Annotated in this window: 10 protein-coding genes; 2 read left to right on the top strand and 8 right to left on the bottom strand. The window is 44.4% G+C overall.

Going from position 1 to position 10038, the window contains the following annotated elements; translation table 11 throughout:
• Nucleotides 1-419: 419 nt before the first annotated feature.
• Complete coding sequence (locus HMPREF0083_RS01515; protein WP_040301114.1) at nucleotides 420-905, top strand: GAF domain-containing protein; 486 nt, start codon at nucleotides 420-422, stop codon at nucleotides 903-905.
• A 121-nt stretch (nucleotides 906-1026) separates the two neighbouring features.
• Here the strand turns inward: HMPREF0083_RS01515 and HMPREF0083_RS01510 are convergent, their stop codons facing one another.
• Together HMPREF0083_RS01510 and HMPREF0083_RS01505 are read right to left on the bottom strand one after the other, a co-directional pair.
• The gene (locus HMPREF0083_RS01510; protein WP_040301113.1) at nucleotides 1027-1356 is read right to left on the bottom strand and encodes a hypothetical protein; all 330 of its coding nucleotides are present in this window, start codon (nucleotides 1354-1356) and stop codon (nucleotides 1027-1029) included.
• Nucleotides 1357-1436: 80 nt separating this feature from the next.
• Nucleotides 1437-1784, bottom strand: a complete 348-nt coding sequence (locus tag HMPREF0083_RS01505; RefSeq protein WP_021619165.1) for a carboxymuconolactone decarboxylase family protein — start codon at nucleotides 1782-1784, stop codon at nucleotides 1437-1439.
• A 330-nt stretch (nucleotides 1785-2114) separates the two neighbouring features.
• On the opposite strand from HMPREF0083_RS01505, the gene nhaC reads away from it, so the two are divergent.
• On the top strand, nucleotides 2115-3494 hold the full coding sequence (gene nhaC / locus HMPREF0083_RS01500; RefSeq protein ID WP_021619164.1) for a Na+/H+ antiporter NhaC: 1380 nt from the start codon (nucleotides 2115-2117) through the stop codon (nucleotides 3492-3494).
• A 114-nt stretch (nucleotides 3495-3608) separates the two neighbouring features.
• Here the strand turns inward: nhaC and HMPREF0083_RS01495 are convergent, their stop codons facing one another.
• The 6 genes from HMPREF0083_RS01495 to HMPREF0083_RS01470 form a co-directional block, all read right to left on the bottom strand.
• Nucleotides 3609-4346: a LutC/YkgG family protein gene (locus HMPREF0083_RS01495; protein WP_021619163.1), complete on the bottom strand. Its 738-nt coding sequence runs from the start codon at nucleotides 4344-4346 to the stop codon at nucleotides 3609-3611.
• Nucleotides 4339-5847: a LutB/LldF family L-lactate oxidation iron-sulfur protein gene (locus HMPREF0083_RS01490; protein WP_021619162.1), complete on the bottom strand. Its 1509-nt coding sequence runs from the start codon at nucleotides 5845-5847 to the stop codon at nucleotides 4339-4341. Before HMPREF0083_RS01490 ends, HMPREF0083_RS01495 begins: the two co-directional genes overlap by 8 nt.
• Complete coding sequence (locus tag HMPREF0083_RS01485) at nucleotides 5844-6578, bottom strand: (Fe-S)-binding protein (RefSeq protein ID WP_040301111.1); 735 nt, start codon at nucleotides 6576-6578, stop codon at nucleotides 5844-5846. Before HMPREF0083_RS01485 ends, HMPREF0083_RS01490 begins: the two co-directional genes overlap by 4 nt.
• 114 nt (nucleotides 6579-6692) lie before the next feature.
• Nucleotides 6693-8357 (bottom strand): lactate permease LctP family transporter, encoded by a 1665-nt coding sequence (locus tag HMPREF0083_RS01480; RefSeq protein ID WP_040301109.1) that lies wholly within the window; start codon nucleotides 8355-8357, stop codon nucleotides 6693-6695.
• Between the two features lie 152 nt (nucleotides 8358-8509).
• Nucleotides 8510-9211, bottom strand: a complete 702-nt coding sequence (locus tag HMPREF0083_RS01475) for a FadR/GntR family transcriptional regulator (protein WP_021619159.1) — start codon at nucleotides 9209-9211, stop codon at nucleotides 8510-8512.
• Between the two features lie 243 nt (nucleotides 9212-9454).
• Nucleotides 9455-9919: a CcdC family protein gene (locus HMPREF0083_RS01470; RefSeq protein ID WP_021619157.1), complete on the bottom strand. Its 465-nt coding sequence runs from the start codon at nucleotides 9917-9919 to the stop codon at nucleotides 9455-9457.
• Between the last annotated feature and the right edge of the window lie 119 nt (nucleotides 9920-10038).

The following is a 10038-nucleotide window of genomic DNA, read 5'->3' as shown; positions in this document are numbered from 1 at the left end:
AGTTTGTAAACGGTTCGGGACGGTATGGAATCATGTAGAAAACCTCCTGTTGTCTTGATTTTCGTTTGTCTTTTTATCGTTGCAATTACAATGCCAAGTTCATGCAATCCATAGTATCCGCTTTACTATGCGTTTCTTACCCATTTGATGCTTCCTTTTCTGATATTACATACGCAAAATAATTATGCTGCAAATTTTCTTTGCTTATCATATGCAAAATAATTAAACAGAACGTTTTTAAGTAGAATTAGTATTTATTATTTGTCAAATGAAGTTTCTGTCCTGTAACATATACACATATACAAAGGTGTTGATTATCCGATATTCACCTGCACGTGAGCCTTCTTTCTTCCACTCTATGGATAATCAACAGATGTGATACATATATTGTGTTTTTTATAAAGAAGGGACGAGAAAATATGTTCAAAGCAGAAAAGTATGAAGCATCCCGCGAGAAGAATTATGAACTCATCGGTAAACAACTCAAGGCATTAATTGAAGATGAACCGAATCGTATCGCCAACCTGGCCAATGCATCCGCTCTGCTGAACCAATTCCTGGAGCGTATTAACTGGGTAGGCTTCTATTTATATGAAGAAAAGGAAGAACAGTTAATTCTAGGCCCTTTTCAAGGTCTGCCAGCGTGTGTTCGTATTCCATTGGGCAAAGGTGTATGTGGTACATCAGCAATTGAACGTAAAACATTGCGTATAGGAGACGTACATCAATTCCCTGGACATATTGCTTGCGATGCTGCTTCCCGGTCAGAAATCGTTGTTCCCATTATTAAGGATGGCATTCTTGTCGGGGTTCTCGATATCGACAGCCCGGAGAAAGATCGCTTTGATGGGGTTGACGAGAAAGGGCTTGAAGCTTTCGTACACATCTTATCCGAATATATATAGGCGTTTTTAAGGTGATACACTCGAAAGAAAGTAGACGGCGTCTTTTTACTTTACAGGAGTCATCCACTTCCTTATCGATTAAAAACAGCAGCCATCCGAACATCTATCGGATGGCTGTTGTTTACTTTCCTTTATTTCTCTTTGGTATGATATTTTTAAAACTTGAAGCAACGGCTTTGGCTTTTTCCGCTTCCTCAGTAATTCCCTGCTTAATGAGATTCAAATTCTTCTGAATGGAAGCAAGACGCTCATTCTTAGTCATCTCTTCCTCCCCGTCTTCCGTTCTCGCCTTATCCGCTTCATATAGTCCCGGCATCTCAGCACCCCGGCCCAGACGGCGCTGCGCCTCACGAGATTCCGCAATCTGCGGTGTATCCAATGGGTCCCATTCCTTTACTTCGGCAAGTCTGCCTTTCTCTTTCTGTCCACGTTCCACTCTCTCTTCATCCATGAGATGTACCTCCTTGTCAATTCTCTTGTTTGTCTTTACCACCTCTTCTAAATGCGTAAAACACAAGAGAGCTGACGCACTTATTGCATCCTGTTGCTAAACTCGCTCAGCGCCCCCTGCACAAGGGACAATTGCGAGAACGCCGAGCCGCCTCTCAAGGCTGTCGCTACCTGAAGCGTCTCATAAATCTCCTGCTTGCTCGCGCCCTTATGAAGCGCTTCCATCGTATGATACAGAATACAGTATTCATCCTGGGAGGCCAGACTAATGCCAAGAGCAATCAGCTGTTTATCTTTTTGAGAAACCGCTCCCTCAGCAAATGATGCCCCTGTGAATTCATTGTAGGCCCGGGTAAAGTCAGGGCTCATCTGCTGAAATGCACCTACGCTTTCTTTATAATCATGAATCGCCTGCTCATAATGGTTCATTACTGCTTCACTCCATCCGTATAGTATTCAACCATATTCCATAGTATGTTCTGATTCATTCCTCCTTATAAAGCGCAAAATCAAATGGCAAATACGCAAAACATCATTTCCTTTGCATAATTATTTTGCATATCAAATTCTAAAAATTTTTTATAAAATAAAAAAGGTTATCAATTATTCAGGTCTTTCGACAAAAAATTTAAACCAGGTCGAATTTTGGCATTAAACTTGCAGAAAAATGCATTAAAATACATATAAGGGGGACTTGACTTGACCAATAGACAAGCACCACCGGTTCCATTCTGGCTTGCGATTATTCCTTTGCTTACAATGATCGGTGCTATGGCCATCACAATCATTAAGTTTGAAGGCAGTCCACATATTCCGCTTATTCTTGGCGCCGTTGTATCCGCTTTCATAGCCTGGCGCCTCGGCCACAAGTGGGATGAAATTGAAAATGGTATCTATCACGGCATTCGACTGGCGCTTCCTGCCATTGTCATTATTATTGCCGTAGGCATTATCATTGGTGCATGGATTGGCGGCGGCGTAGTTGCCACCATGGTATATTACGGCTTAAAATTAATCACTCCGTCCTTCTTTCTTGTTTCGATTACACTAATTACCGCAATTGTCTCGCTTGCTATCGGAAGCTCCTGGTCCACTATGGGTACAATCGGCGTAGCCGGAATGGGCATCGGTATCAGCATGGGAATTCCTGCTCCAATGGTAGCTGGAGCGATTATTTCCGGCTCATATTTTGGCGATAAAATGTCTCCGCTATCAGATACTACGAACCTGGCATCCGGGGTAGCGGGCTCCAATCTGTTTGAACATATTCGTCACATGTTCTATTCCACGATTCCTGGAATGGTTATCGCATTGATTGCCTACTGGTTCCTTGGTCGGCAATTTGCAGATACATCGATAAATAATCAGGATATTATTGCTGTAATGAATGAGTTGCAAACCCAATTTGTTATCAGTCCATGGCTTCTGCTTATTCCGGCTGCTGTTATCGTGCTTGTAGCGCGTAAAGTACCTGCACTGCCGGCTTTGATAGTTGGTATTATTCTTGGTTTTCTCGCTCATGTTTTTGTACAGGGTGGAAGTGTACATGAAGCTGTTAATACACTGTATGGCGGCTTTAAAATCGAGACTGAAAACAAATTAATCGGCGAGCTGTTTAATAGAGGTGGAATTGAAGCGATGATGTATACAGTTTCTCTAACGATTGTCGCTATGACATTCGGTGGGGTTCTGGAAAAGACAGGCATGCTTAAAGCCATCGTAGATAAAATTCTACTTATTGCGAGAACCGGAAAACAACTGGTCGCCACTACGGTTGTTTCTTCGTTCTTCACAAATGTTGTGGCTGCGGAGCAGTATATTTCCATCGTAGTGCCAGGCCGAATGTATGCAAGGGTATACCGGGAAAAGCACCTGCATCCCAAAAACTTGTCACGTGCCCTAGAAGACGGCGGTACATTAACCTCGCCATTTGTTCCATGGAATACATGTGGAGTGTTTATTCTCTCAACGTTGAGCGTTCATCCATTTGCTTATGCGCCATATGCAATTGTTAACTATATTGTTCCGATTATTTCAATTTTGTTTGCTGCAACCGGCTTTACTATTCAAAAAATTACGGATACGGAAGCCAAGCAACTAGAACGCCAAGAACAAGAGGCGCAAGCGCAAAACATATAAATCTTCATAGAAGAAAAACGTGCGGGTACCTTCGCTCGATTTTTTCGTCCGCTATGCTTCGTTAAAAGAGCCAGATCAAAAAATCGATCTGGCTCTTTTCCCATATCATAAAATTCATGGTGACGATTCATCTAAAATAAGCGCATGTACAATGCCCGGACCATGCACTCCGATCGTCAAATCATTCTCAATGTCAGCAGAACGACTCGGGCCGCTAATAAAATGCACACCCGCCGGTAACTGATTACCGAAACGCCGGGTTAAATCCTTCATAACTTCACCCATTTTCGTTTTTACATCATGCGCCTGCAATATAGCTATGAATACAGTAGGCAACAAGCTAACCGAGCGTCCCTGTTCAGCCCCGGAGACAGCTACTACCGTTCCAGTATGAGCAATAGCATACTCCACTACTGCAATACCAATATCGGCGCCTGCCGCTTTCACAAGCAGCTCTTCTTCTGCATGCTTGTTCCATACGGTCATCTCAATATCCGGCAGTTTTTGTTCCATCTTCATCTTATTAAGCAACGGATGATCAAAACGAATCATATATTTCGCCTTCATCGTCTGTGCCATATCTTCAATATACGTACTCAAAGAAGATAAATCAGGGAACCGCTGCGTATGCCCTCCCATGCTTGTCCAGTTAGCCATAAATAACCCGATCCGTTCTTCTTCCGAAAGCTCGTATGCTAGCCAGAAGTCTGGTGCACCGCGAAAAGGATGAGCCGGAGTCTTAATAATGCGCGGCCGGTTTAAACGATTTGCGATATGTGTAAAGAATTGTTCTTCCTTCTCGGCCGCCTGTTCGTCCAATTCCCGAATTATCTCTTCTCCTCGCTTACTCATGATGTTTTTCCTCCCGTCTTCGCTTAGCCTCCTGCAGCCGTTTCAGCACATCCGGCGCCATCTTGTTCCCATTAACATGCAGCTCAGCAGATAAGTTGTCCCAGGTATCACGGAAAGACTCGTCTGCTAATGCGGGAGCATACCGATGCTCTGTCCAGCCTTTGAGCGGACCAATTTTAGAAGTAATCGCTCCATCGCGTGCGATGATTTTCTGACCTGTTTTGCCCAAATTTACAATACGCTTAAAGCGTCGGTGACTCGACATAATATACTTGAATCCCTTAAATGCCATACGCTCCGAAGCTGGAGTATACCCTTCCTCCACCTTCTGCCGACGAATGTAGACAAGCATGTCATGCAGCGGAATTTTAACCGGACATGCTTCATGACAGGCTCCGCAAAGGCTTGACGCATAGGAGACTTCGCCCCATTTTTCCATATCCTGATTCAGTCGAGGTGTCAAAACAGCTCCAATCGGTCCGCTATATACCCATCCATACGTATGACCGCCAACGTGACGATATACCGGACATGCATTCAAACAAGCTCCGCAACGGATACAATTCAGCACTTCCTGAAATTCCGGATCACCTAATTGTGAAGATCGCCCATTATCAAGAATAATGATATGCATCTCTTCCGGTCCATCGGAGTCCTCCTGACGTCGTGGACCGGTAATGGCAGACATGTAGACCGTCAGTTTTTGACCTGTGGCCGAGCGCGGCAACATCGTCGCCATGACTTCCAGATCGTCAAGTGAAGGGATAATTCGTTCCATGCCCATATACGTAATTTGTGTTTTCGGAACGGTACTCACCATGCGAGCATTGCCTTCATTCGAGAATAGCACCATGGAGCCGGTCTCTGCGATGGCAAAGTTGCATCCGGTCATGCCGATATCCGCTTCCAAGAATTTCTCCCGTAATTTGGCGCGAGCGAACCCTGCAAGAATAGGCGTTTCCGGCGGCAGCACCTCCCCAGCTTCCTCTGAAAACAATTCTGCTACTTGCTGTTTATTCTTATGAATAGCCGGAATAATGATATGAGACGGTGTTTCTCCCGCCAGTTGGATAATATATTCACCTAAATCGGTTTCAATCGCTTCCACTCCGATTTCTTCCAGCCTATGATTAATATGCAGCTCTTCAGATACCATGGATTTCGATTTCACGACCGATTTTGCACCTTTTGCCTCAGCAATTCTCATCGTAATATGGACGGCTTCTTGTGCTGTTGTCGCAAAATGCACATGCACTCCGGCAGCTCGGGCATTTTTGACGAATTCTGATAGGTAATAATCCAAATGGGCAATCGTGTGCAGACGAATCTGTCGGGCGCGCTCCCGCCATTCTTCCCAGTTGCCCAGTTCATCTGAGGCCAGCTTTTTTGATGTACGAAGCTTTTCAGTCGTATACTTTACGGCATTGCGCAAAAATTCATCATTCAGGGAAATATGCGCTCTATCTTTAATTGTTGTCGTCGGGTTAAACGTTGTGCTCATACTTTTTGCTTCACCCCTTCATGCAGCAATTCTGCCAAATGCATGACACGTACTTGCTTGCCCTCGTAACGCAGGCGACCGCCAATATTCATCAGACAACCCATGTCCATACCGACCAGCACCTCGGCTTCAGTCTCTATTACGTGCTGTACTTTCTCTTCCACCATCGCACCCGAAATCTCGGACATTTTAACAGCGAATGTACCACCGAATCCGCAGCAATCTTCCGCAAAAGGCAATTCAACAAACTCTATGCCCTTTACATTAGCAAGCAATTGCCTTGGCTCTTCTTTGATACCAAGAAGTCGCGTTCCATGGCAGGAAGGATGGTATGTTACTTTATGCGGAAAATGAGCTCCAATATCCGTTACACCCAATACATTGACAAGAAATTGAGAGAATTCATATATCTTTCCACTGAATTCGCGAGCTTTTGTAAGCATCACCGGATCATCCTTAAATAAAGATGGATAATAATGATGGATCATTCCTGTACAGGAACCGGACGGTGATACGATGAAATCACTATCATCGAACGCTTCGAGAAGCGTTCGCGCACTGGTGCGCGCCTCATCCCAATATCCGCTATTGAATGCGGGCTGTCCGCAGCATGTTTGTACCTCTGGAAAATGCAGCTTCACTCCCTGGCAGGCAAGAATCCGGGACATCGCTTCCCCGACCTGTGGGTAGATTGCATCTGACAAGCATGTAATAAAAATGGAGACTTTCACAAATAAGCACCTCCGAATGCCCATTATGTCTTTAAGTAAAAGATCAATAGGGAGCGCCATTGTCCCAAGAACATTGGCATCTCCCTACTTCATTCCACCTGCGTGCTTCGCTGTCTATGGAAGCATCCAGGTTAAGTAGTAAGCTTGAATATACGTAATGATGCCAACGATGATAGCGAACAGTAAACTATGTTTAACTGTGAAGCGGAACAAATCCGACTCTTTGCCTACAAGTCCTACGGCAGCACATGCTACTGCGATGGATTGCGGCGAAATCATTTTTCCTGTTACTCCACCGGTCGTATTCGCCGCGACGAGCAAAGTCTCGTTTACTCCGATTTGCTGTGCAGTTACGTTCTGCAAGTTACAAAACAGCGCGTTGCTGGACGTATCAGAGCCTGTAAGGAATACACCAAGCCAGCCAAGGAATGGCGAAAAGAACGGGAACAGGCCGCCTGCCGATGCCAATACGAGTGCCAATGTGGACGACAAACCCGAATAATTGGCAACCATTGCAAATCCAAGCACCAGACCGATTGAAAGAATAGGTTTTTTCAATTCAGATAACGTCTCCTTAAAAGTTGCTATTCCTTCACCCGGCTTCATCCTTAATACGATCATTGTAATGAAAGCAGCTATCAGGATGGCTGTCCCCGTTGCCGATAATATATCGAATTTAAGCACCGCTTCATACGGGGTCAGCTTCGTTACAATCGGTTCGGCTTTAATAACCATTTGATCTAGATAAGGAATATGGATTTTGACCACAAGCGCCTCCAATGGGCCATCTTTGCCGAACAAAGCTTTAAATGGCTTCAAACTCCAAATAGTAACCATAAGCGTAAGAATAATGAATGGAGACCACGCCTTGAAAATCTGGCCTGCTGTGTAGTGTCGCGAATCAGCTTCAGCTGCTGCGATTTCAACCGTTGATACGCCTGCTCTTTCAAAACGGAAGATGCGTTTCGGCTGCCACACCTTCAAAAATGCGGCCAGCACAACGAGGCTAACCAGCGCAGAAGTAATATCTGGCAGCTCCGGTCCAATAAAGTTAGCCGTAAAAAACTGTGTAATCGCAAACGAACCACCAGCCACAAGAATTGCCGGCCACGTTTCACGTATTCCGCGAACACCATCCATAATGAATACTAACCAGAATGGCACAATAACAGACAAGAGTGGCAATTGACGGCCAGCTACCTGACCAATATGAAAAGGATCGAGCCCTGTAACCTGACCTGCCGTCGTAATAGGGACCCCCATCGCTCCAAATGCTACTGGTGCAGTATTGGCAATAAGACAAAGCCCTGCTGCATACAACGGATTAAAACCAAGACCGACCAGCAAAGCTGCCGTAATCGCTACCGGGGCACCAAAACCGGCTGCGCCTTCCAGAAACGCACCGAACGAAAAACCAACAAGCAGCATTTGCAGCCGTTGATCTTCTGTAATTGACACGACGGAAGAACGGATGATATCAAACTGTCCGGTTTTCACTGTAATTTTATATAAAAATACAGCGGTTACAATAATCCAGGCAATCGGCCATAAACCATAAGCGAAACCATAGCCGGCGGAGGCTAGCGCCATGGAAACCGGCATTTTGTAGACGAAAATTGCAATTACAAGGGAAATCAGTACTGTCATAAAACCTGCCGTATGCCCCTTCATGCGGAAAACGGCCAACGCAAGAAAGAAGAATACGATCGGAATGACAGCCACGGCAGCTGACAGCCCAAGACTCCCCAGCGGCTCATACACTTGTGTCCACGTTTGCATACAATACACCTCTTTTACTCTAAATTTATTTTTAAATATGGTTAGCCTTCCGGCTTGTCCCCCTGAATCGTCATACATATTTTTCAGGTGATCTGACAATAAAGGATTCAAATACCTCAGGTCATCTGACTTTTATATTTAGAAGAAAAGTGCTAATCAAGCATCTTTTCCTCGACTCCTTGCAGGTGATAGAGCATTGCCGCTTCTGCACGGCTTCCATTACGTTCCCGAATTGCCTCATAAATATTGGCATGTTCTTTATATAAATTTTCGGGAACTCCTTTTATTTGATACAGTTCCTGGCGACTTGCCTGCAGTGAACGACTAACTGCTTCAGAAATTGACGTCATCACTGTTTGTAGTGTCTGATTATGAGAAGCAGCAGCTACTGCATAATGAAACTTCCAATCCGCCTGATCGCCAAGCTCTTCGCTAGAGAGGGCCTGTTCCATTTCAGCTAATGCTTCTCCAATCTTCTTCAGCTCATCTTCAGTTCGCCGTTCCGCCGCCAGACGGGCGGTACCGCTTTCAATAATCTTCCGTACTTCCAGCAATTCTATAATTTCCTGCTGCGTCACCAGACGCATGGATTCGAATGTGGAGATAATTTCTTCTGGATCGTGACGGGTAACAAACGTGCCTTCTCCCTGCTTCATGGTAATTAGACCTAGTGTCTTAAGAGAGCTGAGAGCTTCCCGCACTGTTGACTGACCTACTCCCAGTGTCTCCCCAAGCTCTCGCAGAGATGGTAAGCGTGCACCCGGTACATACGCCCCGGAGATAATTTGCTCACGCAAGTAATCAGCAACCTCTTCATATGTTTTCCGAATATTAAATTTTGGCAACGTTTTCACGTCACATCCTTTCCTATCAGGTCATCTGATGTATAACGATGAATTTATCTTACGGACTTTTCAGTTTTTTGTCAATATTCATTTTGAAAGCGCATTAATTTTTTTAGTGTCAGCCTGGATACCTCTGCATTCTATTATTAAAAATCCCCTCTACATTACCAGGGAGAGTTCCATGCAATAATGGAATTCTACACACCGGCAAATACAAGGGGATTTGTCATATACAAAGTTTTTTAGTTAAACTCACATTAAATTGAGTGAACGGTTTAACTTCACATACTCAAAATACATAGCTACACGCCACGGCACAATCATACCGAAAGCCAAAATAAAGAAAAGTCCAGCCGTTTCTTCTATGCTTACATACATACCAACATAAGATTTTAACATCAAACGCAACAGCACCAATCCTACCAGGATAAGGAAGAATGCTTTTGAACGTTTCAAATAAATATCTTTGCCTACAACTTCAAACTTCGAAGTAACAATCAGCGGATATGACAGGAGCGCACCAACAAAAAAGGCAAACAACGCATATGTTACATGTACATGCATAGGCGGATATAAAAACATTGCAAAACCTGTACTCATAAAAAAGGGCGGCAGAATAATCTTCTTTAATGAAGCGGGTTTTTTCGAGGCACGCATACGAACAATAAGTACCACCGTAGCCATAAATATGCCGATGACCCCGCTCAGTATGGTCATAGTCACAGAACATCCTCCTTCATTACGCGATTCGTTTTCCCACTAATCTTTGCCCTGCGCTGTACGCTCACACATGCCTTCTTTTATTATACATTATCAGGAAGAAAAAAATACAGATG

This window comes from Aneurinibacillus aneurinilyticus ATCC 12856 (genome assembly GCF_000466385.1).
Taxonomy (GTDB): domain Bacteria; phylum Bacillota; class Bacilli; order Aneurinibacillales; family Aneurinibacillaceae; genus Aneurinibacillus; species Aneurinibacillus aneurinilyticus.
The sequence above is the reverse complement of the archived record's forward strand: the minus strand, read 5'-3'. Positions and strand labels throughout refer to the sequence as shown.